Here is a 25,331-nt window from a genome sequence, read left to right on the forward strand (position 1 = left end):
AGTGATAAATATGGATGTAAGAAAGGCTGTTATTGAAAAGCTGGAAGAATTCAAAGAAAATTACAAACCAGAAACCGTTGAGATAAATTTAAAGAACATCTCACTAAACGAGTATATCGACCACACAAATCTTAAACCTACTGCTACAACAGCAGAGATAGAAACGCTTTGTAAAGAAGCTCTTGACTACAAATTCAAAGGTGTTTGTGTTAACCCATCGTTTGTTCCTTTAGTAGCACAAAGGCTGAAAGATAGTCAAGTTCTCACAGTTACGGTTATCGGTTTTCCACTGGGAGCCACCAGCACTTACGCTAAGGTAGAGGAAACAAAATGGGCTGTTGAAAACGGAGCTCAAGAAGTAGATATGGTAATCCATATAGGTAAACTGAAAGAGGGAGATTACGAATACGTCTACAACGATATAAAGTCTGTTGTTGAGGTTGCGAAAGTTCCTGTCAAAGTCATTATCGAAACATGCTTTTTAACTGATGAAGAGAAAATTGCTGCATGCATACTCTCAAGACTTGCCGGCGCCGCTTTTGTGAAGACATCCACCGGTTTCGGGACGGGTGGTGCAAAATTTGAGGATGTCCAGCTCATGCGATGGGCAGTTGAGGGGAAAATCGAAGTCAAAGCATCTGGTGGAGTACGCACATACGAAGATGCAATAAAAATGCTTACTGCAGGAGCTACAAGAATTGGAACGAGCTCAGGTGTTGCAATAGTTACAAATAAGGTTCCTGGGCAAGGAGGATATTGATACATTCAGTTTGTTTTTGTAATAAACGATAGTGTTAACTTGTAGTGATGAAAGAGTGTAATTGTGAAAGAATGCGATTGATATTGCCATTGTGCGTTTTCCAAAGATTCTTCACTACACAAAATCCTTGAATATATTTCGCTAAGTTCTTCGTATTCTTCAGCCCTCGCTTGAGTCGGAAAAAGTCTTTCAACAATGAAAACTTAGATTCACATTGATTGTTTTTACCGAGCGGTACCACTACGTGATTGATATTTCTGAACAACAGCTTTACTGCACTTTCATATGCACCAAGTCCATCAGTAATAAGTTCAATGTTTTTAGGTTTTGAATTACCAAAGAACTTCTCGAGCAATACTTTGACTTGTCCCATATCACGATACTTTGAGACATGCCAACAAAGAATTAAGTTAGTTTCGTGATCAACTAATAGCCAAACATAGTACTTTTGTTCTTTGAACACAAGAACAGTTTCATCAGCATGAACTGAGAAAACATTTTCGATGGTAAATGTTGGAAAAAGTACAGAGAATAAAGTACACAATTTAATAACCCATTTGTATATGGTGACATGAGATACTTTGATATTAAGAGAATGAGCAAGAGAGCGATAAGACATATTGTGTTTCATATACAAAACGAAAGCTTTTAAGATGAAGTAGATAGGAAAACGGAAATATTTAAATTTCTCAGGAATAAGGGTGACTGGTTCGGGGAGGTTAAAAGGTACTCTATCTTTGGTACGACAAGTTCTACAACGGAAGACGACGAAAGAGCGACGGACTTTGTAAATTTCCATAGATTTACCACAAGAAGGGCATTTGGGATAAGGGAAAGAGAAGTTTTTGCGTTTGTGAGAATGGGAGAGTTTGAAAGAATGATGGCAGAGTTTGCAAAGGAATTGTTGGTTACCGTATTTGTCATGACCGTTTTTGTATAAGCTGGTGGAACCGCATTTTGGACAAGAGAGCGTTGAGTTGTTCATATCGGGATACCTCCTTTGTCGAGAGTTGGTTGGGGGGTGTCCCCTCTTTATAAGGATAATGCGGTTTTTGGAAAGTTTCAATACTTTTAGTTAACATTATCAATACTGCAAGGGGAGGGGCTTTTGTGAAAATTTCTGAAATAGCAAAAAACATAGGTTTGAAAGAGGTTGTGTTCTGCAACGATTACGAAATCGAACATTGTTATGTTGGTGATTTATTAAGTGTTGTTATGCGTTCCGCTCAGCAAAATAGCATTTGGCTTACTGTCCAAAGTCACGTCAATATAATTGCAGTTGCTGCATTAACAGGAATAAGGGCTATTGTGCTGTGTGAAGGACTTGATTATCCGCAAGATACTATCGAAAAAGCAAAAGAGGAAGGTATAAACCTGTACATCTCTCCAGAGAGTTCTTATTACGTCGCCGGTAAGATCTACGAATTAGGAATTCGTTGATTTCAGCTTTTTTTGATTATAAGTAGTTGATGATACATGTACAGAGCAGATCTTCACGTTCATTCTTGTTTGTCTCCTTGTGCAGAACTTACGATGGTGCCTTCAGTGGTCTGCAAGTCAGAAGTAGAAATTCTATCTATCACTGACCATAACTCCGCACGTAACGTTGCGGCATTTGTTTCTTTATGTAGTAACAAAATTATCGTTCCTGGCATTGAAATTCATTCACAAGAAGACGTTCACATACTTGGTTACTTCGCAGATATTGAAGATGCGTTAGCTGTTTCAGAAACTGTCGAACAAATGTTGCCAAAGTTCGAATATGACCCAGAAAAATATGGTTACGAACTAGTTTTGAATGAGCAGGAAGAATTTATAGAATCCCTGGATTATTACCTTGGTTTTCCTGTAAATATGACCATCGAAGACATTTTGGAGTTGATTAAGAAGTACAATGGTCTTCCAGTCTTTGCACACGTTGATAGAAGATTTGGTGTCATCCAGCAACTTGGAATGGTGCCACACAATGTCAAACACGTTGAGGTAAAGAAAAAAGAACTTGCATTTGAATTACGAAGCAAAGGATTCATAGTCTTAACTTCATCAGATGCGCATACACCTGACGAAGTAGGCTCAAGGAAAATATATTTCGAAGAACAACCAAAAAGTGCGGCGGATGTAATAAAACTAATTCAAGAAGGGAGGTTTAAAACAATTTGGGACTTATAACCCTATCAGACCATGTACATGATATAGCGGAAAATTCAATAAATGCGAAAGCAAAGAATGTGAAACTGGTGATTGAAGAAACAGATGATACCTTTTATTTTTCGGTAGAAGATGATGCAGGTGGGATTAGACCGGATATCCTTGAGAAAATTTTTGATCCATTTGTAACAACAAGAAAAAAAGAGATTAGAAGGGTAGGACTTGGACTTCCTTTCTTAAAACAGTCTGCCGAAGCAACTGGTGGGTATGTAAAGGTAAATTCAGAATATGGCAAGGGTACAAAAACAGAAGCTTTGTTTTATAAATCCCACATTGATTGCCAACCAGTCGGAAACCTTGTCGATACATTTCTTGTCCTTCTGCTGAATCAAAATATAAATTGGTTTATCAAACGGTGTTATAATGATAATTGCTACGAAATTTCTTCCGAAACGATCCGAGAATACCTAGGAGTTTTAGACACGCCAGAGAAAATAAAAACATTATCAGAACTGCTTGAAGAGCTTGAAAGTTCAATAAAAAATTAATAAGAAATTACACAAAGGGAGGAAAAAAGATGAGAAAAACATCCGTTTTACCTATCTTAACGGCACTTTTTGTTTTCATCAGTTCAATTTTGTTCGGTTTTGTGTTGAGAGATGTACAGTTCGAAGGATTAAAGACTATTAGCAAAAACGAGTTAGTTTCTGTTTACGGTGCTTACATAGGTAAGGATGTGAACATGTACGCAATAGAAGATATAATCTCTCAGCTTGAGGAATTTGGATATTTCAAAGACATTCAATATGTTCTGGAAGACGTTCCAGGAAAGGAAAATGAAAAAGTCTTGGTCATAAAAGTTGTAGAGAACGAACCTGTTTCACAAGTTTCCTTAGAAATCGCTGGTCCCGGGCTTATAGCTAAGGAAACATTGCAAAGCTCGATAACTTTACAGGAAGGTAAGGCTTTCAGTTTTGTGAAGTTCTGGGAAAGTATAAGCAACATTGCAAAAATCTACTCTGATAACGGGTACATCGCTGCCACACCAAAATCTCAGGATAAAACCTTTGCTTTTGTTTACATCTCGGGTCGCGTAGATGGTAACTCTGTTCTGTTCAAGGTAACCGAATATGTGCTTTACGACTTAGAATTCGAGGTTTTAAGCGACGACGAGCAATTTAAAGTAGAATTCAAAAACATCGAAAAAGAGTTGAGCTTACCTAAGTATAAAGACTACGAATCAAAAAATCCGCTTCTGAAAATCTTTGACAGTCCAAAGAATTACGTTCCCAATTTACAGAAGTTGCAGGAGTTCTTCCAAAGTATTTCTAGGTATGTGTACTTTAAGATAGTTGACATATCTACTTCGGAGGTAGATTTGAACATTCCAGCGAAAAAACTTGTTGTTACCGTAACTGATAACACAGTTGTATCACAACCGGTCCATCTGAAAGGTATAAAAACAAAAGGCAACACAATTTTTTCAGAAAAAGAGCTCGTTGGTGAAACGAAAGAGGGCACTTATACAAACTTCGACATCCTAAAAGCTGTACAAAACACAAAAAACAAATACGACAAAGCTGGTTATTACATTAATCTAAACTTGGAAATTGGTAGCGATGGATATCTATACATAATCGTGAGTGAAACCAAAATCAGAAATGTTAAAATAACTGGTAACGAACGAACGAAAACTTATGTGTTCGATGATTTAATAGCTGTCAAACCTGGCGATTATCTAAACCGTAACCAGTTACAAGTCACGTATATTGAACTTAAAAAGAGTAACTTCTTCAAGGATGTGAATTTAAACTTTGAACCAGTGGATAAAGACAGCGTTGACATTGTTGTAAACGTCTTGGAAAAAGACAAGAAATTTGACTTCCAGGGAGGAATAACATGGGGACCAGTGAAAAATAAACCTTGGTATGAAGGTTTTGCAGGTATAATATCGCTATCTTCTACAAATCCATTCGGTTACGGCGAGAATTTTTCAGTATCGTTGCAGAAAGCACTTTCTACCACAGATCTATCGCTTAACTTTGGCATAAGAAAACCTTTTGAAATGCCGTTAAGCATTTCTTCTTCAATCTCATTTAATCAGGAAACACAAGAGGGAACAACAACAACAAAATGGAGTACTTCAGCTGGAATAAGCACTCTAAAACTGCCTATCGGCCAATTTTCTTTGACAGCGAATTATTCCGAAACCACGACATCGTCTACAACAACGCTCACAACAAAAACTATGGCTCTCACAGGAAGCTACGTTTATGAAACTTTAGATAACCTTTACGTTCCGATGAAAGGTTATTCATTCACCCTCAGTGGAACGAAATATTTCCCGCTTTCAGAACAAGGTTCTGACGCTATAAGTTACTTCGCAGAAGCAACATACCACTTACCATTATCCGAAACTGTTTCGTTAGCAAGCCGTATTTATAATGCCCAGGTCATCCAAACATCGGGAGCTCCTGTTAACTTCAGTCTTGCTGGTCCATATCAAGTGAGAGGTGTAAAGAGCGAAGAAAAGGGAACTGTACTTGTTTTAAACAACAACGAAATCAGATTTAAAGAACCGGAGCAAATATTCTATTTCTCTATATTCTACGACCTTGGATTCATAGGTCAATCTTACACATTCGACAACCTTATATCTTCAGCAGGTATAGAACTGGGCTTAGTGTTACCTATGTTCGGCTTGGTACGTTTTGGCACAGGTTTGCAGATTCTACCGGCGTTTTCTCCAAACTTCAACACGTATTTCATTCTTGGTCAGACATTCTAAGGACCTTATCGAATGAAAATTTGGAGGTTTATGAAAATGCACAGCATTGACAAGCTACTTGAAAATCTCGAATCAATAAGAGACGAAGCAAGACCTCTTGTTGAATCAAGATGGGAGGAATTTGAAAAACTAAGGCGTGAAGGAACCGAGGAAGATTTATTCTCAGAGTTATGCTTTTGCATCCTAACAGCTAACTGGAGTGCACAAGGTGGCATAAAAGCGCAAAAAATTATCGGACGTGGTTTTGTATATATGTCAAAAGAAGAATTGGCGAGCAAACTGCGTGAAGTTGGCCACAGGTATCCTGAAGCTAGAGCCGAATACATAATATCAAACAGGTGGATTATAGGTAAACTAAAAGAGTTAATCGAACAAGACGATCCTCGTGAATACATCGTAAAAAATGTCAAAGGACTTGGTTGGAAAGAAAGTTCACATTTTTTACGCAATACTGCATTCACAAATTACGCTATCTTAGACAAGCACGTTCTAAGAATTATGAACAAATACGGTCTCATCGAGGAGATACCCAAAGGATGGACGAAAAAACGCTACTTAGATTACGAAGAAAGGCTTAGAAAGGTCGCAGATATGTTTGGAGAGCATTTAGGGAAGTTTGACCTCTACCTGTGGTATATGATAAAAAAGACTGTGGACAAGTAAACAATACTGTCTAATTAAAGAAGGGGGAATTTCGATGAAACTAATTGAGAGCGTTCCAAATTTCAGCGAGGGTAGAAGGGAAGAAATTGTAAGACAGATTATTGAAGAAGCAAGTAAATATCCAAGAGTAAAAGTACTCGACTGGTCGATGGACAAAGACCATAATAGGTCTGTTGTTACGCTCGTCGGTGAGCCCGAGCAAGTTCTTAACGCACTTTTCGATATGACAAAGAAAGCAGCCGAACTCATAGACCTGCGTTACCACAAAGGCGAACATCCAAGGATGGGAGCCACGGATGTTATTCCTCTTGTTCCACTAATTGGAACAACTATGCAAGAATGTGTGGAGTGGTCTAAGCAACTTGGCAAAAGAATAGGCGAAGAACTTGGGATCCCCGTTTATCTATACGAACGCAGTGCAACAAGACCAGAGAGGGAGAACCTTTCTGAAATTAGAAAAGGCGAATTTGAAGGTTTCTTTGAAAAAATCAAAGACCCAAAATGGAAACCAGATTTCGGACCAGTTCGAGTTCATGAAACGGCAGGTGTTACTGCTGTTGGAGCAAGGGAATTCCTAATTGCGTTCAACGTAAATCTTGGAACAAACAACATAGAGATTGCCGACAAAATAGCAAAGGCAGTAAGACACATCAGCGGTGGATACAGATACGTTAAAGCGATGGGTGTGGAATTGAAAGAAAAGGGTATCGTACAGGTATCTATGAATTTAACAAATTACAAAAAATCACCAATCTTCAGAGTCTTCGAGACTATAAAACGTGAAGCAGCAAGGTACGGAGTCCCAGTTGTTGGAAGTGAAATTATAGGCATGGTCCCTTTACAAGCTATTGTTGACACATTCGCATGGTATTTGCAAATTGACGATTTTGGAACAAACAGGGTTATAGAAGAAAGGCTACTTGACGAATTAACAAAAGAAGAATAAAAGCACTAAACTGCGTTAATTCACAATCTCTAAAACCATATTTTTAACGGGAGATGCACTTGCATCTCCCGTTTGTTTTGTGATATAATATCACTGAAAGGTTCGTGATTCGAACTTTTTTCTTTGTATAATCTTAGTTTTTGCACAAAAGAGATGGAGGTGAGAATTATGGAGTACAGAAAAGTAGGCAAGTGGGGTTTGAGAATCAGCGAGGTTTCACTTGGAACATGGCTAACATTTGGTAGTCAACTGGATCTTAAAGCAACACGAGAAGTAGTTAGATACGCGGTCTCAAGCGGAATAAATTTTATCGACACCGCCGAAGCGTATGCAAATGGAATTGCTGAATCTATACTTGGGATAATACTAAAAGAGTACAAAAGAGAAGATTTAGTTGTTTCCACAAAAATTTTCTGGGGTGGAGATGGTCCAAATGACAAAGGACTTTCCAGAAAGCATCTACTAGAAGGTATTTGGAATTCTTTGAAGAGATTGCAGCTGGATTACGTAGATATAGTGTACTGCCACAGACCGGATCCAGAAGTTCCAATGGAAGAGGTTGTCTGGACAATGGATCAGATTTTGCGAAGTGGTCTTGCGTTTTACTGGGGCACAAGCGAATGGAGTGCTGAAGAAATAGAGAAAGCACATCAGGTTGCAAAAGAACTTAATTGCATACCACCAGTTGTTGAACAACCTCAGTACAACCTTATATTCAAAGATAGAGTCGAGAAAGAATACGCCCCAATTTACGAAAAATACGGAATGGGACTGACCACGTGGAGCCCACTTGCTTCAGGTGTACTTACCGGTAAGTATTTGGAGGGTATCCCGCAAGGTTCAAGACTTGACAGGTGGCCATGGCTAAAACAAGTCATGGAGGAACGCGGCATTTTTGGTGAAGAAACAACGAATAAGATTAAGAGACTCAAACAAATCGCTGACAACCTCGGTGTTACAATGTCTCAGCTCTCCATAGCTTGGTGTCTCAAAAATCCGCACGTAAGTAGTGTGATACTCGGTGTGAGCTCACTTGAGCAACTTAAAGAAAATATAAAAGCTGTAGAAGTTAAAGATAAGATAACTGATGAAATTTACAGAGAACTCTCGTCACTATTTTAATCACGAAAAATGATTAATCAAAGCAGTAAGGCCGCGCTAATGCGCGGCTTTTTTATTCAATCACCAAGGTATAAATCTTGAAAGGTTCATACTCAATCTTGACACTCCCACCACACACTTCCAAATCCTTTTTCGCGTTTTCCAAAATATCTGTTAGGTATGCTTTAGAGAAAAGAAACTTCGGAACTACTTCTAATTCACCTGATGAGCCAACTTGCTCGCATATCCTTACAATTTTCTTCTCGCCTATTTTTCTGTAAGAAAGCACTTTGAAGTTATCTGACTTAATATCTAACAAATTCTTCGGTTGACTTAGCAAACCTTCAAACACAATTATTCGCTTATTGAATTTGTCCGCTCTCTGGACGATATCCTTGACATCGCAAGCTCCATGAAGATATATAGCGTAGGAAAATTCTTGTTTTCCTTCATCATCGTAAAAATCGGGATATATTCCTGCCTTTAGGACCGTTAGCTCTATATTCGAACCTTCAACCGAATGACCGTATTTACCATCGTTTATTATCGATACACCAAAGTCGTACTGTGAAATATCTACCCATCTGTGCGCCAACACCTCAAAACGTGCTTTTTCAAAGTTCGTATTCCTATGCGTAGCCCTTTCAATGTATCCTCCATCGATATCAAATTTGGCAATTCTGGAAAGTACGTTTGTTAGGAATTTCACTTTCAGTACAGTCCTTCTTTGGTGCCAATCCACAAGCGTTCGTATAACGACCTCTTCGTTATCATTTCCAATGATAAAGAATTGCTCAACTACTGAACCTCCAACGCTGTACGTTGCTTTCAAAACTTTCCTCAGCTCATTATCCTCAACTACAAAAACGTCGTCTGCTTTCAAAATCTTTTCAGAAAAACGAGAACGATAATCTATATCCCAGTTGTCCCAGTAAGCCGGAACATCCTTGTACAAAGCCATCAAATTGCCTTTCCCCTTAAATGCGGATTTTCTTAGATGTTTGTTGTAAATTTGCAAAGAACCGTCGTTGAATATATCAACCTTCAGATGCATATTTTCTACATGATAGCCCCTTTCGTTCCTTGAAATCATGAACGTCGTGTTGTTAGATGGAATTGATTCATTAGGATTTCTGACATTATCAAGGTTATCAACATTCAGCGTTGCAAATCCCAAAGGTTCAATAAACACGTCGTCACCAATCAGCTTGTAAAAATACTTACCGTCGTACGTACAAACCTTTCTTAAAGGCTTACCGTTGAAATCGAGCTCCAGACTCCTTTCTAATTCAAATTCAATTCCTTGCTCAAAAGAAGAGGTATTGAAAAGTGTAATGTATCCACTGGATGATGCTTTATTTCCAGAAACTATGCTTTCCTGAAGTTCTTTACAGCGTGAGATAATATAACTCAGCTCGTTATTAGTTGTCTCGTAGACCTCGTGTATTGCAGAACCTGGGAGAATGTCGTGAAACTCATTCCGAAGCAGTATTTTCCATAGCTTGTCAATCTCTTGTTGCAACTCACCATCGTATAAAGCATTCAAGATCTCAGTAATTCTTAAGTATTCTTCAGCAATTTTGTGCAAACGTTTTGTCCTGCTTTGTGAAGTCAGCGTACCACGATGGAGTTCCAAATAAAGTTCATTGTCCCATGTTGGCAAATTCTCGGCAGAAAAATCTTCTTTCAGTTTTTCAAAGAAATTCTCCGTTGTCGAGTACTCTACATCTGGTATCCCAGGAATCTCCTTCAGAGCATAGTAATTCTCACACATTTCTTCCGTAGGTCCACCACCACCATCACCGTAACCAAACGTTAAGAAGACCTTGTCGGTCAGTTCCTTCTGGCGAAAATTCTGCCAAGTGTTTATGATTGACTTTGCACTAATTCTTCCATTATAACCTTCCTCTAAGTTCTTGTAATTGTAATAGACTACCTCAGTCCCATCAATCCCACGCCATTTGCATATGTCGTAAGGGAAATCATTCGATTCATTCCAATTGAGTTTTGTCGTCACAAAAAATTCTATTCCTGATTCTTTCAAAACCTGGGGTAACACCCATGAAAATCCAAATACATCAGGCAACCAAGCCACTTTTGAAAACCTTCCAAAATGCTCTTCAAAGAACTTCTGACCGTAGTAGAACTGTCTGATAAGAGACTCTACGCTTGGGATATTGCAATCCGACTCAACCCACATACCTCCAACTGGTTCCCACTGACCCTTGTTTACTAAATCCTTTATTTGCTCAAAAAGTTCTGGATAACTTTCCTTCAAGTCTTCATACATCTGAGCAGACGACTGAATAAATACAAAATCTTTGTATCTTTTCGCCAGTTGAACAGCATTTGCAAATGTTCTGACGATCTTTCGTTTAGTTTCCTCAACAGGCCAAAGCCAAGCATAATCGATATGTGCGTGCCCAGCTAAGTAAACCTTTCCTATCATGGGAAATCTTATCGATGCATTCAAAAGCTTTGAAATTAACTCTTTGTAAGCATTTAACAGAGATTCCCTAACGTCTTTTCGCCACATTCGGTACAACGTTGGAATTATAGGTGGTTCCCAAACGCTAGAGACTATGTGTTTAGCTGACTCATTTCTATTTAGTCCGTGTAAGTAGTTTTCCGTGTCACGAGGAATCTCTATGGTATGTAGACATTTGTCTAACGAGTCTATTAAGAACGTAGCCAGACCTTCATCCGCACTTTCTTGTACTACTTCGACAACGTTTCTAAAAAATCTTACTGCTCCTAACATATCGGCATCGTAGAAAATTAAAAAGCCCTCACTAAATACGGGTTCCGATTTGGTTCCGAAAAGCCCCCTTGGCATTGTTTCAACAATTATTTCGTGCTTCTCACCATCGCAAAATTGAGTTAGGTTTACTTCTCTGTGGTATTCGTTTATCTCTCCAAAAGGTTTTCCATCAATTCTAACAAGAGATTCTCCACCAAACCAACCACGCAAGTAACACACATGGGAATTCTCTGATGGTTTTATCTGAAATTCCGTTGAGAAAACTGCAGGATAGCTCATATCATTCCACTCATAAGGAAGATTTATTGATTTCGTGTTGTGTTTCCAACTCAGTTCTTCAACCTTGACCACACAATACGGCATCAGCTCATCAAGTAGTTTGTAAAATCTTGAGCATTCGATTTGTCTTTTTCTGTACATAGCAATCGCTCCCCTTTCTTCAACAATTAAATCAGCTTCACTTTATCAAAATTATATACTTTTGGAAGAATAATTTCCCATAGCATGATTGGAAAGAAAAAAGAGATAACTTTAGACAAAGATTGATTTCAATTCTTTTATTCTTTTTTCACAGATTCCCACCTATTTTCTCAGAAAAAACAGATTTTTTGGAAATGATTTCCAATGATAAAATTTTTTTGGAGAATATTTCAATTTTGTCTTCGCAATTGCTCAAACGAAAGGGTGGTGCAGTTGGCAAAAATACAACGTGGGATTATCTTGAGTGTTCAATTGGAACCTACAGATCCCATTACGGACCCATGCTTTGTCCTAAGCATGGCGAAAATTGCTGAAAGCGTAGGAGCGGTAGCTATAAGAACCAATGGTAGGGAGCACGTCAAAATTTTGAAGGGAAAAATAAATATTCCCATTATAGGCTTGGTTAAGAACAGGGCGTATGAAGCATATATAACTCCAACTTTTGAGGACGTCAAAGAAGTAGTAAGCGCTGGTTGTGATGTAGTAGCTATAGATTGCACCCGTCGCAAGCGCCCTGTTTCTGTAGAAGATTTATTCAGCATGGTGAGAACTAGGTTTCCCCATGTAGAGATTATAGCTGATATAGCAGATGAATTTGATGCAGAACGAGTTCTACCTTTAAAGCCGGACTATCTGGCAACAACCCTCAGCGGATATACGGACTATACAAAAAACGTTAAACTGCCAAATATAGAGCTTGTAAAAAGGTTATCTTCGTTTTCTCCAGTTCCTGTAATTGCTGAAGGTGGTTATTCAAATGAAGAAGAGATTACACAAGCACTTATTGCTGGTGCGTACGCAGTTGTTGTTGGAACAGCAATAACAAGACCATGGATAATGTTGTCCAAACTCGTCGAAACATTCAGGAGTACCAATGGCTCGAGGAGTGAAAAGAGATGACACTTGAATATGATGTTACCGTGTTTGGTGCAGGCCTCGCAGGTGTAAGTGCAGCAGTAACGGCTCAGCGACTTGGGAAAAAGGTAATCTTAATCGAACAAAGCTCAGTCGTTGGTGGCAATGCAACTGCAGGACTTGTTAATCCATTCATGAGGTTCTGGCTTGATAACCAGTTGCTGTGTGGAGATTTCTTCGAAGAGTTAATTACAGATCTAAGAAAACGAGATGGAATAATCGAAAATTGTTTTGACTCTGAGGTACTGCGATTAGTATTGATGGAAAAACTGCAAAGTGTGGATATCCTTTTCAGAGCGATACCTATATCGGTAAGAGACAGCAAGGATGAAAAGTCCGGACTAAAAAGAATTGAAAAAGTTGTGGTTAAAACAGCGTTAGGAAACGAGTATGAAATTCATTCTAAGCTTTTTGTTGATGCGACAGGTGATGGTAGTTTTTCTTACCTTGCAGGCTGTTCATACGATTCTGGAGATGAGACAACACATGAAAACCAAGGGACAACTCTCATGTTCACATTAGCGAACGTAGACTTTGAGAAAGTACGTGAATATGTGAGAAGAGAGCCCGAAAACTTTTTCAAATGGGTTTCACCAAACTCGAAAGTTTTGTCCGTAGGAGGATACTTTAAGGAGGTGAGAAAAGCAAAGGAAGATGGACTCAACTATCCGGTTGACTATTTCTTCTTCAACCAACTACCTGGAACTGGTAGAGTAACAGTTAACACGACTCACGTATGGGTCAAAACAACTGATGATTTTGAAATCTCGAAAGCACTAAAGGATCTTCACAAACAGGTTGAAACAGTGTACACATTTGCAAAAAGATATGTGCCCGGATTTGAAAACTGTTACGTTGAAAAGATAGCCACTTATCTTGGCGTCAGGGAGAGTCGCCGTATTCGGGGTTTATATACCTTCTCCGAAGACGATGTTATTAGAAAAAGCAGATTTGAGGATGGGGTTGTTAAAGCTGTTTATGGCATCGATGTTCACAAAAAGATTCAAACCAGCAACTCAAAAAACACCTCTGAAGTTCCCAGATACGAAGACTATTACGAGATACCATTAAGATCACTGATTTCCAAAGATTTCGTGAACCTGGGTATAGTTGGTCGAAATTTCTCGGGAACATTTTTAGGTCAATCCGCAGCTCGAATAATGGCAACATGCACGGACATGGGTGAAGCAATCGGACGTGCGGCTGGTATGGTAAATACTAGTTTTCATGAAATTGTAAGGTCAAGAATGCTAGACAATGAAAAAGGGAGGGGTTCGGAATGAAAAAGGTATTTTTGGTGCTGTTGGTTCTTATCGCTGCAATTGGTTTTGCTAAAACTATCACGTTGGAATTCTGGACACTTTCTTTAAGTCCAACGTTTGACGAATACTTAAAAGCGATGATTGCTGATTTTGAAAAAAACAATCCTGGTATTAAAATCAATTGGCTTGATATACCTTATGCTTCAGCAGTTCAAAAGTTAACAGCGGCTATTGCGGCTGGGCAAGGTCCTGATGTTGTGAACTTGAACACAACTTGGGCTGTTGACTTTGCAATTCAAGGTGCAATATTGCCCATAGATAATTTAATTCCTCCAGTCACCATTAAACAATACTGGGAAAAGCTTTGGAACGCAACAGTAGTAAATGGTAAAGCTTATGCGTTTCCGTGGTATGCATCCATCCCGATATTAATGTACAATAAAGACTTGTTCAAAAAGGCAGGGCTCGATCCAAATAAACCTCCAAAGACTTGGGATGAAGTTTTGGAGTATTCGAGAATTATAAGGGCTAAATTGGATATATACGGTTTCGAGCCAAATATAATCGCTATTGATGAACTTCTCTTGGAAGGTGTTCCTATAGTAACACCAGACGGCAAAAAGGCAGCTTTCAACACCCCAGAAGCGGTTGCCCGACTGGAATGGTTCCAAAAAGCATACAGAGAGAATTTGATGCCAAGGTCGCTTGGCGGTTATGGTGAAGGTAGAGAGTTCTATCAGCAAGGTAAGATAGTTATGTATCCAGCAGGGTTGACAATGCTAAAACACATAGAAGTTAATAGTCCGAATATATTCAAGGTTACGGATGTGGCACCACACCCCGTTGGAAAAGCTGGGATAATAAAGGTCTCATTGATGAACCTTGTGATTCCCGTTACTTGCAAATATCCAAAGGAAGCGGCAAAATTTGCTGCTCATGTAACTTCACCGAAATGGCAGATAGAGTTTAGTAAGTATGCTACAGTATCACCTTCAACCGTGCAAGGCTTGGAAACAAGTGAATATTTCAGACAAAGAGTTAAAGCAGGCGACCTTAACGCTAAAGCTATGTACATGGCAAGTCTTTCCATGAAAAATGCAGTAGATCTTAATGCTCCAAGTGTTATAGGTGTTCCAGCTAGTAAACTCCCAGATGTCAGAAAGGTTCTTCAGGACTATTGGATGAAGGCAATTAAAGGCGAACTTACAGCAAAAGAAGCGCTGAGCTTGGCCGAAAAAGAAGTCAATGCAATATTAGCAAAATAAACGCAATCTCATGGCAATTTAGTGTGGGGGGTGCCCCCCACATTTGCTAAGTTTATGTGGGGTGATAAATTTGCGAGCAAGGAAGAGACAAACGATTATAATTGCTGTACTTTTTCTCTTCGTGCCTTTGACTCTTTTGTGTATATTTACCTATTATCCAATAATAAGAGGAATAATACTATCTTTTAGCGACTATAATATGTTTACTAAGAAGACAACCTGGGTAGGTTTGAGAAACTATAAAGAAATATTTCAAAACAAATACTTTTACGAAGCACTTCGAAATATCTTTAAATACCTGATCGTGGTTCCTCTTATACAGTTTACCGCAATACTTACAGCTGTACTTGTAAATCAAGACATTCCTGGAATCAAATTCTTTCGAACTCTTTTCTATGTTCCGGTGATAACTGGGTCAGTTATTGTTAGTATGACTTGGCGCTGGATCTACAACGTTGATGGCTTATTAAACAGTTTTCTGCTGTCCACAGGTGTAATAAAAGAACCAATTATGTGGTTAACTGACGAACGGTTCGCACTCTATAGTGTTATGTTTGTAACGTTTTGGAGGGGTATTGGTTACTACATGGTCATTTACCTCGCAGGTCTTCAAAATATACCAAGTGAGCTGTACGAAGCAGCAAGAATAGACGGAGCAAATGCTAGGCAGATTCTAGCAAGAATCACATTACCGCTTCTCAGACCTACCATGTTGTTCTGCTTCACGATTTCCAGCTTGGCTGCTCTTAAGGTATTTGAAGAAGTGTTCCTAATGACTCAAGGTGGTTCCGGAACAACAACGATGATGTATTTGATTTACGATTACGCTTTTGTCAGATTTAAATTTGGACTTTCGACCGCAACCTCCGTGGTTTTCGCAGGTATTCTAATAGTATTCACAGCTATCAATTTCAAATTCTTTGGACCAAAGAGGTGATATAACCATGACAATGAAAAAAATAATTAGAGTAATTCTTAGTTATATCATTCTGATAGCTTTAGGTATATTTTTCACCTTCCCATTCATTTGGGTACTATCAACGTCATTTAAAGGTCCAGGTGAGAATCTGTTTACTTGGCCGCCAAAATTTATACCGCAAAATCCAACGTTAGAAAACTACGTAACCGTATTTCGGAAAGTTCCGATGATAAGATACTTTCTGAATACGATAATCATAACCTCCTTGGGTGTGATTTTTCAAGTCATTTTAGCAGCACTCGCTGCTTATCCCCTAGCACGACTTGAGTGGAAGGGGAAAGACCTTGTCTTTAAGTTCATCCTTCTTCCCCTTTTAATACCTATGGAAGGCGCTCTAATCGTTAACTTTATTACTATATTGAAAATGGGGTTGTATGACAGGTACTTGGCCGTTGTTCTTCCAAGTGCTGTATCAATTTTTGGTATATTTCTAATGCGACAACATTATCTGTCAGTACCAGCAGAACTTGAGGATGCTGCAAGAATTGATGGGTGTAATGAATTCCAAGTCTTTTGGAAGATAACATTTCCATTAGTTAGACCAGCAACTGCTGCCCTTGCAATATTTGCTTTCACTGCATATTGGAACTCCCTGCTCTGGCCACTCATCGTTCTCAGAACACCTACGAAGTATCCTATCCAAGTAGGATTGTCTCAGCTGAGTAGTACGTTCGAACCCAACTTCAGAACTGCATCAGCTGCGATGGTCATTGCAATGATACCTATTTTAACATTCTTCTACCTTACTCAGAGATACTTCATAGAAGGTTACAAGGGCGCAATAATTGAGTAATAAAACACCTAACTCAGTTAAGGTAGGGGGAGTGAACAGGTATGAAGTGGGCTTATAAGGTATTTGTATACTTGTTGCTTTGGTTAATTCCCGGGATAATTTTAGCTATTCCTTCTATCGGGATCCTCTACTCACCAACAACAGAAAGTTATTACACCAAACCTACTTACGACAATATAATCCGTGGAGTGCTTAGTGTATTAGACTACGGTAAGCTCGAATACGAGGTCATCAATACAAGCAAAGTTACAAGTATACCAGATAACATAAAGGTCCTTATAGACCCTTCAAATGGTGCCATTTCAGATAGCGAAATTAACCTTGTCGAATCTTACCTTATGAAAGGCGGAAAACTCATAGCCTGTTACGAAAGCGGTCTCAAAGATGCGCAGGCTAAAAACAGGAGTAACTTCGCATACTCAAAATTCTTAGGTGTTAAGTTCGTTTCTTGGGATAGCGGAAAGTACTTCGTCATGAAGCCTACGCAAACAGGGGTCTCTGTTTTTAAAACGGACAAGAATATACCTTTGTCGAGAGGCTTCACTTTTGTCATAGATCTGACACAAAATGCAACACCTCTGGCTATTTGGTATACAAAAGATGGAAAGATTTCAAACGAAAAGTATCCGGCTGCTGCGGTTCTTTCACCTTTTGGTGTTTATTTTGGCGAGAACATATTCCTTCAAACCTCGACCAACGATGAACTTAAATCTTTGGTACTCAATACCATCGGTTACTTACTTGAAGAACCTATATCAAACGTTAATCCTGTGTTTTATCTTAAAGCCTCATTGGACGAAAAAATTGCGACATTTGAAACCAGGCTATTGGAAAGTAGAAAAAAGATTCCAAAAACGCAACTATACAAGATGCAGGAAATGCTTTGGGAGATAAAAGATGCATCAAAAAAAGCATCTGATTTATCAGAGTTGAAAAAGCTCCAAAAGATGGTCGATTTGCTTGAGATACAACTCTTACCACAGTACAATGTCCAGTTAAGAGGTATCTGGTTTGATAGTTACGCAATCAGAGATTGTGAAACACCGGAAAAGTTGCGCAAACAGATTCGAGAACTCCACGAGCTTGGATTCAACGCTATCTTTCCTGAAGTTATCTACAAAGGAATGACAATTTCTCCGAAGATTTCCAGATTTCCTCAAGACCCAGCTTTTCAGGACTAGAAAGAAGACCCATTGCAGGTTATAGTTGACGAAGCCAAGAAACTAGGGATGGAGGTTCATGCGTGGTGTTGGATCTACGCTGTTGCGTCCGGAGGTATCAAAACTCCGTTCATGGATGCTCATCCAGAGTGGATTGAGAAGGACAAATATGGTAGTATCTTTTCAAAAAACAACACCGCATGGTTATCGCATGCAAATCCAGAAGTAAGAGACTACCTTATTAACACTTTGCTGGAAGTGATACAAAAATACGACGTAGACGGTATAAATCTGGATTACATACGGTACGATGGTGATGAATTTGGATACGACGAATTCGCTGTGAAAAGGTTTAAAGAAGAGACAGGAATAGATCCATTTACCATTGAGAAGTACAGTAAAGAAAGCGTTATATGGCAAATGTGGCGTGAGGAGAACGTAAATACATTTGTGAGAGAATTCTACAGTAAAGCTAAGAAAATTAAAAACAACTTAGTCATCAGTGCGGCAGTATACCCAACACTTAGTGGTGCTCGCATGGAGAAAAAACAAAACTGGGAATACTGGGTAAAGAGTGGATATTTAGATCTTCTCATCCCAATGGATTACAGAAATTCGGCCGAAGATCTCAAGATACTCTTTGATATGCAGTCTGAGTATAAAAAAGATGTTTACCTTTGCCCTGGTTTGCAACTGATATCTTTGGACGAACCTAAGAAAGTCATCGATCAAATCGCCTTAACAAACAACTACTTCAAATCCGGATTTGTTCTGTTTTCTGTCTCTCACATAAAGAAATTTTCAAATGACTATGAGTATTTCAGAGTGGTTATGTCAAAGCACGCCGTAACCCCATTCAAAGGTATAGATGTACTACTTGATTCATTTGCTGATACTTTGATGGATGATATTAGTATATTCACCGAAAACGACTCACTCAAAGAGGACATTAATTTCATCTTTTCAGAATTTGAAAAGATCAAGAAAAGCAGTAATTACGCCGACCTGGTCGAAAAAATATCAAATGGCATCTTCACAATATCGGACAACGTAAAGGATCCAACTCTGGCTCTAAGCGCTATAGATTCCCTAAGCTGGATGCTCGAAATCACATACCCGGCTGCGAATAAATTAAAGCCAAAAAGTTCATTCATTCCCCAAAAACCTAAAGAAATGGTAGTAGTGGAAAACATTGTTCCAATACCGAAATTAGAAGTCAAACAAGGTAAAGCAACCCTTAGTAGAAATCTCGAAGAGTGGAAAGATGCTGAGACAAGCGGTCAATTCCTTATGTACGATACCGGCCAGAGAGCGGATGTATCAAGTTATGCTAAGATCATGTACGATGATGAAAACCTGTACGTGCTTTTTGTTTGTAAAGAACCTGATTTTAGCTCAGTTAAAGTTGTTTCTGGTCCACGCGACACCCGCACTTACTTGGGGGATTCTGTAGAAGTGTTCATTCTCAAGGACGAAAGAACTAATTCCTACTACCACTTTGTCGTTGGTTTCGACGGTACCATCTATGACGAACTGGGATACGATAGTAAATGGAACGGTGATATTGTGGCAACAACTTGGAGAGAAATTGATGCGTGGTATGTGGAAATAAAAATTAACATGAATTATTTGGGAATTTCTTTGAAAGATACTTCCGAACTAAAGGCAAACTTCTGCAGAAACCGCTGGAAAGGCAATATTCCCTTTTATTATACTTGGAGTGTTACTTATGGTTCATTCCACACACCTGAAAGATTTGGGAAACTTATATTTCAAAGAAAGTAATGACTCCAAAATCTTTACTTAATAACTTTAGAAAGGAGGTGTTCGGTACACGTCCCAGTTTGTAAAACTTAAAACATAGACTAACGTGGGGGCCGTGTACTGCTCTATAAATGAGAGTATTATTTCTTCCACTAGATGAAAGATTTTGCACTAAAGACTACTTCATTCACCTTTGCTCGTCTGTTGGTATAGATGTAATTTTTCCCGAGCATTTTGGGTTAAAAAAAACACCGGCAGACGTTGAATATTTAGCTAACTGGTTGGTACAAAACTCTCTTGGTTGCGATTTTGCAGTGCTATCTTTGGATATGCTCTTGCATGGCGGACTGGTCCCATCGAGGTTGGATTATACCCAAGAAGAGACATTAATTAAACGCTTGAATGTTCTGTCACTTGTGAAAAAACAAAACAGCAATCTAAAAATATACGCAACGAAGACTGTTACAAGAATACCTACGTACAACTCTATGGAAGAAGAACCAGACTACTGGGTTTACTTTGGTAAAGCTCTATATGAGTATTCCACAAGCCTTGCCAGTGGGCATAATATTAAAGAGCACAATATTCCTCAGTGGATAATTCAGGACTTTTTGTGGAGACGAAGGAGGAACTTACAGACCACCAAGGAAGCTATCAACCTTGTGAAAGCAGGTGTTATAGACTTCTTAAGCATAATGCTTGATGACAACTCCGAAGGTAGTCTTGTCTACAAAGAAGCGTGTGAACTCGAACAGCTGGTTGCACAATTGGGCTTAAACGAGAAGGTACAAATAAGAAACGGTGCAGACGAAGCTTCGTTAAGTCTAATTTCAAAATGTCTCTGCGATCATTTCCGCCTTCAGCCAAGGTTTAAAGTCATCTATCGAAAGCCAGAACATGCTTATCTTGTGCCCCCGTATCATAGCGATGAACTGGACACGTCTACCAAAAGCCACATTTTAGGAGCTGGTGGACATCCTGTCGACTTAGAATCTGAGTTTGATATTTTGCTTTACGTGAACAATTTTGAACCAGACGAACCAAAAGAAGCACCTTTTCAGAATAAATCGATTCAGAATTTAAAACGCACTGAACACGCTGAATTAATAGAATGGATCGACCTTGCTTACGAACAAAACAAGATAATAGCAATTGCAGATGTAAGATACGCGAATGGTTCGGATAATTCTTTAGTTGAAAGGATATTGGAAAAACCAATAAATTGGGAACTTACAACTTACTACGGCTGGAACACAGCAGGTAACACGCTTGGCTCAACGTGTGCACATTCAGTATTGTTGTATCTCAGCAAAAAGGGTTTACTTCAAATAGACAGAGAGAAACTGGAGAAATATCAGTCAATACTTCTATTAGAACACTGGGGCTACCAAGCTAATGTCCGAAAGATGCTCTATGAGGAGCTCAGAAGACGTAACCAAGATATAAATTCATGTCTTTCAATGATTAAAGATGAAGAATGGGCTAAGAGGTTCGTCGAGAAAAATCTCGAAGTGTACATGGACAGAATAAACCAATCTTTAAAAAAGAACTGGAAATACTCAGTCTTTTTCCCATGGCACCGTCCTTTTGAAATAGGCATAGTGCTTATCGATACTAAGCAGGTGGTTGGTTAGATGTTGACAAGGAAGGGGACATTAGTAAATGGAAAAGAAAATCATTGCAGTTGATATTGGTGGAACTACCGTTAAAGGCGCAGTATTTTCCAAAAATAAAATACAAAAAAAGGTTGTTAAGAACACATCTAGGGTAGATCCGCTAAACACGACAATAAAGATCATTGAACAGTTAATGGAAAATGACAAAGAAATATCAGCCATCGGTATTGCAACAGCAGGAAGAGTTAACTCATTAACGGGAGAAATCTTATATGCTACACCCAACTTGAAGAACTGGGCAGGTAGAAACATAAAAAAAGAGCTGGAAACTCTCTTTGGCATCCCGACATATGTTATAAACGATGCCAAAGCAGCTACATTAGCTGAAGCTTACACTCGTAAAGTGCACTCACTTGTCTTTTTAACCATAGGAACGGGATTAGGCGGGGGGGTCTTTATTGATGGTAAATTGGTAAATGGAACTTTGTGGGAAGCTGGGGAAATTGGGCATACCATACTTTATCCAAATGGTCGAAAATGTAACTGTGGCAAGAGAGGTTGCGCAGAGCAGTACATATCTATGAAAGTTCTCCACAGGTACGCAAAAATCCCCTTAGCTGAAAGGAATCAGTTGCTTGCCGGTTTCATAAACAACGAAGAAAAAGTGTTAGCTGCAGTTGAAAAATTGTGCGGTAACCTGGCGATGTTGATTGATAAAATATTTCTCATCATAGACCCAGAAATTGTAGTCGTTGGCGGAGGATTTTCAGAGCTTGGAGAAATGGCCTTGCATATACTTAGGAACAAGCTGATAGAGTATTCGTCTAAATCTCTTTATCATCCAACTCAGGTCGAACTCAGCATCTTTCAAAACGACGCTGGGCTTATTGGTGCTTCTCTTTTCGCTGCAACGCAGTATGAGGAGGTAGTATATCATGGTTGAAGATATCTTGACGCGTTTAAGTTACCAACCCGGTGCTCTGACTAAAAAGGAAAAAATAATAGCACAGTACGTCATAGAGAACGGTGAAGAGGTTGTGCATATGAGCATCACAGAACTTTCTGATTTATTGAACGTTGGTGAAGGCACTATCGTTAGATTTTGTCAAAAACTCGGTTTTGAAGGATTTCATTCTTTCAAAATATTTCTTGCAAAAAGTTTACCAAATAACAAAAACGAGGCAGAATCCTTTTCTTCTGAGGACCTGCTTTTGCAAATAAAAACGAATCACATTAATACTATTGTACAAACGTACGAATTACTCAGTTCGTCCAAGGAAGTCCTAAGCAAGTGTGCCGAAATAATTTCGCAATGCAAAAAGCTTTACACAGTAGGTGTTGGTGCATCTGGAGCAACAGCATTGGATGCATACTACAAATTTATGAGAATAGGTATTGATACGTTCTTTTCCCAAGACACCCACTTAGTAGCTATGGCACTTGCCACCTCCACTTCGAATGATGTCCTTCTTGCCTTTTCTCAAAGCGGGTCAACATCTGTGATCGTAGATCTGGCGAAAATGGCAAAGGACAATAATACAAAAATTGTTGCCGTAACGGGACATAAGAGATCTCCTCTTGCAGAAGTCGCTGATTATGTTTTACTTACGCCTATTCGCGAAGCACCATTTGAAAGCGGTGCGATAAGATCGAAAATTTCTCAGCTACATGTCTTAGAAGCTCTATTTGAAATGACTAAGCGGAATATAAAAGAAAGGGCAAACCACTATATACAACAAACTGCTCGCGCTGTTGAAAGGTGGATTTACTAGCAGATTTACACATGCAGAGTATTTCCGAGGTTCTAAGTATCGTTTGTAGAAAACAAGTGAAAAATGTGCAAAACTAAAGAAATTTGTGATAACTGATTTTCTTGCAGTTTGTTTGCTAAAGGAAGATCTTATGAGCATTTTCTTATGATATGGTCTCTTGATAAAATGATATAGCAAATGGACATTATAGCACACATTTGCTACTAATGACATATCAAATTGGACGTGACGAAATGTAGTGTCTTCATTCTTTTAGCATTGGTATTATCTGCACTTACAAAACATGCTGAAACAAATTTTTATTTTAAACTAGGCACAAAGAAAAGTAGTTAATTAGATAATGTTTTAAGGTAAAAGCAATAGGCATATCAATAACTTAAAAACAGATTTTTAACTGTTGATTCTAAGCAAAATGAGATCATCTTAGCGTATCAGACGATGCTGATAGTAAACGCCACATGATTAAGGTAATAATAAGCACTTTGTATGTAGTTTGAATAGCTCGACATAGTACAGCGTTTTGATCCGTAACGAATGAGAGAAGTATAACTGATTTCTTATGAAGCTACACCGGTCCAAAGAGTTCCAACTGTTTTGTGTTCTCGATTAATAAGCGACGCTTTATTGTGAAGCGTAAGAATATAACAATAAGAAAGGGGGTAGCGAGGATGAAACCGTGTGTAAAGGTTTTATTTTTGTTTGCGATTCTTGTACAGGTAGTTTCGTTTGCTTCAACGTCTCAAACACGTATTTCGGTACTCTTAAGCGTCGAACTCGACTCATCCGGGGCTTCAAAAGGTTATCTTTTTAGCGTGGTAAAGTTCGAGTGTCTCAGTTCTGTCAAAGTAAACGATAGCGCGTTCTCAGCTGGGGACATAATTGAAATAACAACAAACCAAGGAGGTCTCATAGTAAATGGTAACGCTGTAGGAGTTGATACATTAGTTCTAAAAGGTACTGTGAAGTTACTATCAGCAAAGCGAGCGCTCGGAGTACCACAGTACTCAGACACAATATATGTTAAATTTGTCAATGGAAAGATTGCGTTAATTAACGAACTGGAATTAGAGAATTATGTAGAGTTAGTTGTTCCAAGCGAGGTACCATCATGGTTTGAGAAGGAGGCGATTAAAGCTCAAGCTGTTTTGGCAAGAAGCAGAGCGGTGGCAGACGTTTTGAGCGGGCCGAAAGAAAAGTTCTTCGGAGCTCACTGTGATGACAGTACAAATAGCCAGGTTTTCAACAATCAGATAGTTAGCAATATAATTAAGGTTGCAGTTTCCGAAACGACTGGTGAAATTTTAGTTATCGACGGTAAACCAATGGATACGATAGTGTATTTTTCAACATCTGCTGGATTCACTTCAAACAGTGAGGAAGTTTGGAGCGACGCAAAGGGCAAATTCCCAGGTGAACCGATACCTTATCTAAGATCAAAGCCACAGTTCTCAAAATTTATTGTAAATGAAGTAAACGAAGTATTTTGGGATAAATTCTTCAGATCTTTCTGGGGCCTTGAAAAAGAACTTTGCGATTTTTATGACCGAGAGTCTCCATGGTTTCGATGGAAAGTAACTATGACCAGAGAGGAACTCGAGGTTTCAATTAGTAAAGGTCTTGTTGCAAGGGAAAAGGCCGACCTTACCTTAGGGTTCGATGCCATTAGAACAGTTGAAGGAAGGCTAATAGACGTAAATGATCCAAACTTCTCCATAGGAGAGCTGAAAGACTTACAGGTCATGAAACGAGGGCAAGGTGGCATCGTTATGACTCTCAGAATTATAGCAGAAAGCGGAATCTACGATGTCGACAAAGAATATAACATACGTTTCGTTATAAGACCTACAAAAGCAATAACCGGTATGCCAAAAGACATAAACCTTGAAAGGCACGACGGAAGTCTTGTTTCCAACTATTCCATTCTCCCCAGCGGGTATTTCACGTTTGTAATAGAGAAATTCGAAGGAAAGATAAAGCAGATCACATTTTACGGTGGTGGAAACGGCCATGGTGTTGGTATGAGTCAGTACGGCGCAAATTATCTCGCTAAAAATGGCAAGAACTATCAAGAGATCATTCGTACATTCTACGAAGGTGAAATAGAAAAAGCGTTTTAAGTTCAAAAGCTTTTCTTGAAAAGTAAGATTTCACAACAGTT

The 25,331-nt window shown here is 38.9% G+C and carries 21 protein-coding genes; 19 read left to right on the forward strand and 2 right to left on the reverse strand.

Features of this window, described 5'->3' with window-relative positions:
- Positions 1–10 precede the first annotated feature (10 nt).
- Positions 11–760 carry a deoxyribose-phosphate aldolase gene (deoC, locus tag JM64_RS07905; RefSeq protein ID WP_156487927.1) on the forward strand — a complete coding sequence of 250 codons (750 nt, stop codon included), beginning with the start codon at positions 11–13 and terminating at the stop codon, positions 758–760.
- Between the two features lie 34 nt (positions 761–794).
- Here deoC and JM64_RS10090 read toward each other — a convergent pair whose 3' ends face one another.
- A complete protein-coding gene (locus tag JM64_RS10090; RefSeq protein ID WP_064011260.1) occupies positions 795–1,745 on the reverse strand; it encodes a DDE-type integrase/transposase/recombinase in 951 nt (316 codons plus the stop codon).
- A gap of 125 nt (positions 1,746–1,870) precedes the next feature.
- Here JM64_RS10090 and JM64_RS07915 point away from each other — a divergent pair, with 125 nt between their 5' ends.
- The 7 genes from JM64_RS07915 (at position 1,871) to JM64_RS07945 (ending at position 8,427) form a co-directional block, all read left to right on the forward strand.
- The gene (locus JM64_RS07915; RefSeq protein ID WP_064012173.1) at positions 1,871–2,200 is read left to right on the forward strand and encodes a hypothetical protein; all 330 of its coding nucleotides are present in this window, start codon (positions 1,871–1,873) and stop codon (positions 2,198–2,200) included.
- A 105-nt stretch (positions 2,201–2,305) separates the two neighbouring features.
- On the forward strand, positions 2,306–2,929 hold the full coding sequence (locus JM64_RS07920) for a PHP-associated domain-containing protein (protein WP_231882336.1): 624 nt from the start codon (positions 2,306–2,308) through the stop codon (positions 2,927–2,929).
- Positions 2,917–3,456, forward strand: a complete 540-nt coding sequence (locus JM64_RS07925) for an ATP-binding protein (RefSeq protein ID WP_064012174.1) — start codon at positions 2,917–2,919, stop codon at positions 3,454–3,456. Before JM64_RS07920 ends, JM64_RS07925 begins: the two co-directional genes overlap by 13 nt.
- A 29-nt stretch (positions 3,457–3,485) precedes the next feature.
- Positions 3,486–5,696, forward strand: a complete 2,211-nt coding sequence (locus JM64_RS07930; protein ID WP_064012175.1) for a BamA/OMP85 family outer membrane protein — start codon at positions 3,486–3,488, stop codon at positions 5,694–5,696.
- Positions 5,697–5,732: 36 nt separating this feature from the next.
- Entirely contained in the window at positions 5,733–6,359 is a 627-nt protein-coding gene (locus JM64_RS07935; protein WP_156487928.1) for an N-glycosylase/DNA lyase, read from the forward strand.
- Between the two features lie 34 nt (positions 6,360–6,393).
- Complete coding sequence (ftcD, locus tag JM64_RS07940; RefSeq protein ID WP_064012176.1) at positions 6,394–7,305, forward strand: glutamate formimidoyltransferase; 912 nt, start codon at positions 6,394–6,396, stop codon at positions 7,303–7,305.
- 168 nt (positions 7,306–7,473) lie between these two features.
- On the forward strand, positions 7,474–8,427 hold the full coding sequence (locus JM64_RS07945; protein WP_033190854.1) for an aldo/keto reductase: 954 nt from the start codon (positions 7,474–7,476) through the stop codon (positions 8,425–8,427).
- A gap of 52 nt (positions 8,428–8,479) precedes the next feature.
- Here JM64_RS07945 and JM64_RS07950 read toward each other — a convergent pair whose 3' ends face one another.
- Complete coding sequence (locus JM64_RS07950; RefSeq protein ID WP_064012177.1) at positions 8,480–11,587, reverse strand: alpha-mannosidase; 3,108 nt, start codon at positions 11,585–11,587, stop codon at positions 8,480–8,482.
- Between the two features lie 273 nt (positions 11,588–11,860).
- On the opposite strand from JM64_RS07950, the gene JM64_RS07955 reads away from it, so the two are divergent.
- The 11 genes from JM64_RS07955 (at position 11,861) to JM64_RS08000 (ending at position 25,290) form a co-directional block, all read left to right on the forward strand.
- The gene (locus JM64_RS07955) at positions 11,861–12,547 is read left to right on the forward strand and encodes an N-acetylmannosamine-6-phosphate 2-epimerase (RefSeq protein WP_033190852.1); all 687 of its coding nucleotides are present in this window, start codon (positions 11,861–11,863) and stop codon (positions 12,545–12,547) included.
- The gene (locus JM64_RS07960; protein ID WP_064012178.1) at positions 12,544–13,845 is read left to right on the forward strand and encodes an FAD-dependent oxidoreductase; all 1,302 of its coding nucleotides are present in this window, start codon (positions 12,544–12,546) and stop codon (positions 13,843–13,845) included. Before JM64_RS07955 ends, JM64_RS07960 begins: the two co-directional genes overlap by 4 nt.
- Positions 13,842–15,089, forward strand: a complete 1,248-nt coding sequence (locus tag JM64_RS07965; RefSeq protein ID WP_064012179.1) for an ABC transporter substrate-binding protein — start codon at positions 13,842–13,844, stop codon at positions 15,087–15,089. Before JM64_RS07960 ends, JM64_RS07965 begins: the two co-directional genes overlap by 4 nt.
- Before the next feature lie 70 nt (positions 15,090–15,159).
- On the forward strand, positions 15,160–16,026 hold the full coding sequence (locus JM64_RS07970; protein WP_033192597.1) for a carbohydrate ABC transporter permease: 867 nt from the start codon (positions 15,160–15,162) through the stop codon (positions 16,024–16,026).
- Between the two features lie 7 nt (positions 16,027–16,033).
- On the forward strand, positions 16,034–16,861 hold the full coding sequence (locus JM64_RS07975; RefSeq protein WP_082868361.1) for a carbohydrate ABC transporter permease: 828 nt from the start codon (positions 16,034–16,036) through the stop codon (positions 16,859–16,861).
- A gap of 41 nt (positions 16,862–16,902) precedes the next feature.
- Positions 16,903–18,042, forward strand: a complete 1,140-nt coding sequence (locus JM64_RS09805; RefSeq protein WP_082868362.1) for a hypothetical protein — start codon at positions 16,903–16,905, stop codon at positions 18,040–18,042.
- Between the two features lie 12 nt (positions 18,043–18,054).
- A complete protein-coding gene (locus JM64_RS09810; protein WP_082868363.1) occupies positions 18,055–19,806 on the forward strand; it encodes a family 10 glycosylhydrolase in 1,752 nt (583 codons plus the stop codon).
- Positions 19,807–19,916: 110 nt separating this feature from the next.
- On the forward strand, positions 19,917–21,419 hold the full coding sequence (locus JM64_RS07985; protein ID WP_064012180.1) for a DUF4127 family protein: 1,503 nt from the start codon (positions 19,917–19,919) through the stop codon (positions 21,417–21,419).
- 28 nt (positions 21,420–21,447) lie between these two features.
- Complete coding sequence (locus tag JM64_RS07990) at positions 21,448–22,344, forward strand: ROK family protein (protein WP_064012181.1); 897 nt, start codon at positions 21,448–21,450, stop codon at positions 22,342–22,344.
- Positions 22,337–23,173: a MurR/RpiR family transcriptional regulator gene (locus tag JM64_RS07995; protein WP_033191748.1), complete on the forward strand. Its 837-nt coding sequence runs from the start codon at positions 22,337–22,339 to the stop codon at positions 23,171–23,173. Before JM64_RS07990 ends, JM64_RS07995 begins: the two co-directional genes overlap by 8 nt.
- 668 nt (positions 23,174–23,841) lie before the next feature.
- Entirely contained in the window at positions 23,842–25,290 is a 1,449-nt protein-coding gene (locus tag JM64_RS08000; protein WP_064012182.1) for a SpoIID/LytB domain-containing protein, read from the forward strand.
- Positions 25,291–25,331 lie beyond the last annotated feature (41 nt).

Source organism: Fervidobacterium pennivorans (assembly GCF_001644665.1).
GTDB lineage: Bacteria > Thermotogota > Thermotogae > Thermotogales > Fervidobacteriaceae > Fervidobacterium > Fervidobacterium ngatamarikiense.

Excerpts from the sequence above, each read along its gene's own strand:
- JM64_RS07975 (WP_082868361.1), top strand. The coding sequence starts at position 16,034 with ATGACAATGAAAAAAATAATTAGAGTAATTCTTAGTTATATCATTCTG.
- JM64_RS07950 (WP_064012177.1), bottom strand. The coding sequence starts at position 11,587 with ATGTACAGAAAAAGACAAATCGAATGCTCAAGATTTTACAAACTACTT.
- JM64_RS10090 (WP_064011260.1), bottom strand. The coding sequence starts at position 1,745 with ATGAACAACTCAACGCTCTCTTGTCCAAAATGCGGTTCCACCAGCTTA.
- JM64_RS09805 (WP_082868362.1), top strand. The coding sequence starts at position 16,903 with ATGAAGTGGGCTTATAAGGTATTTGTATACTTGTTGCTTTGGTTAATT.
- JM64_RS07960 (WP_064012178.1), top strand. The coding sequence starts at position 12,544 with ATGACACTTGAATATGATGTTACCGTGTTTGGTGCAGGCCTCGCAGGT.
- JM64_RS07985 (WP_064012180.1), top strand. The coding sequence starts at position 19,917 with ATGAGAGTATTATTTCTTCCACTAGATGAAAGATTTTGCACTAAAGAC.
- JM64_RS08000 (WP_064012182.1), top strand. The coding sequence starts at position 23,842 with ATGAAACCGTGTGTAAAGGTTTTATTTTTGTTTGCGATTCTTGTACAG.
- JM64_RS07930 (WP_064012175.1), top strand. The coding sequence starts at position 3,486 with ATGAGAAAAACATCCGTTTTACCTATCTTAACGGCACTTTTTGTTTTC.
- deoC (WP_156487927.1), top strand. The coding sequence starts at position 11 with ATGGATGTAAGAAAGGCTGTTATTGAAAAGCTGGAAGAATTCAAAGAA.
- JM64_RS07995 (WP_033191748.1), top strand. The coding sequence starts at position 22,337 with ATGGTTGAAGATATCTTGACGCGTTTAAGTTACCAACCCGGTGCTCTG.
- JM64_RS07965 (WP_064012179.1), top strand. The coding sequence starts at position 13,842 with ATGAAAAAGGTATTTTTGGTGCTGTTGGTTCTTATCGCTGCAATTGGT.
- JM64_RS07935 (WP_156487928.1), top strand. The coding sequence starts at position 5,733 with ATGCACAGCATTGACAAGCTACTTGAAAATCTCGAATCAATAAGAGAC.
- JM64_RS07990 (WP_064012181.1), top strand. The coding sequence starts at position 21,448 with ATGGAAAAGAAAATCATTGCAGTTGATATTGGTGGAACTACCGTTAAA.
- ftcD (WP_064012176.1), top strand. The coding sequence starts at position 6,394 with ATGAAACTAATTGAGAGCGTTCCAAATTTCAGCGAGGGTAGAAGGGAA.
- JM64_RS07945 (WP_033190854.1), top strand. The coding sequence starts at position 7,474 with ATGGAGTACAGAAAAGTAGGCAAGTGGGGTTTGAGAATCAGCGAGGTT.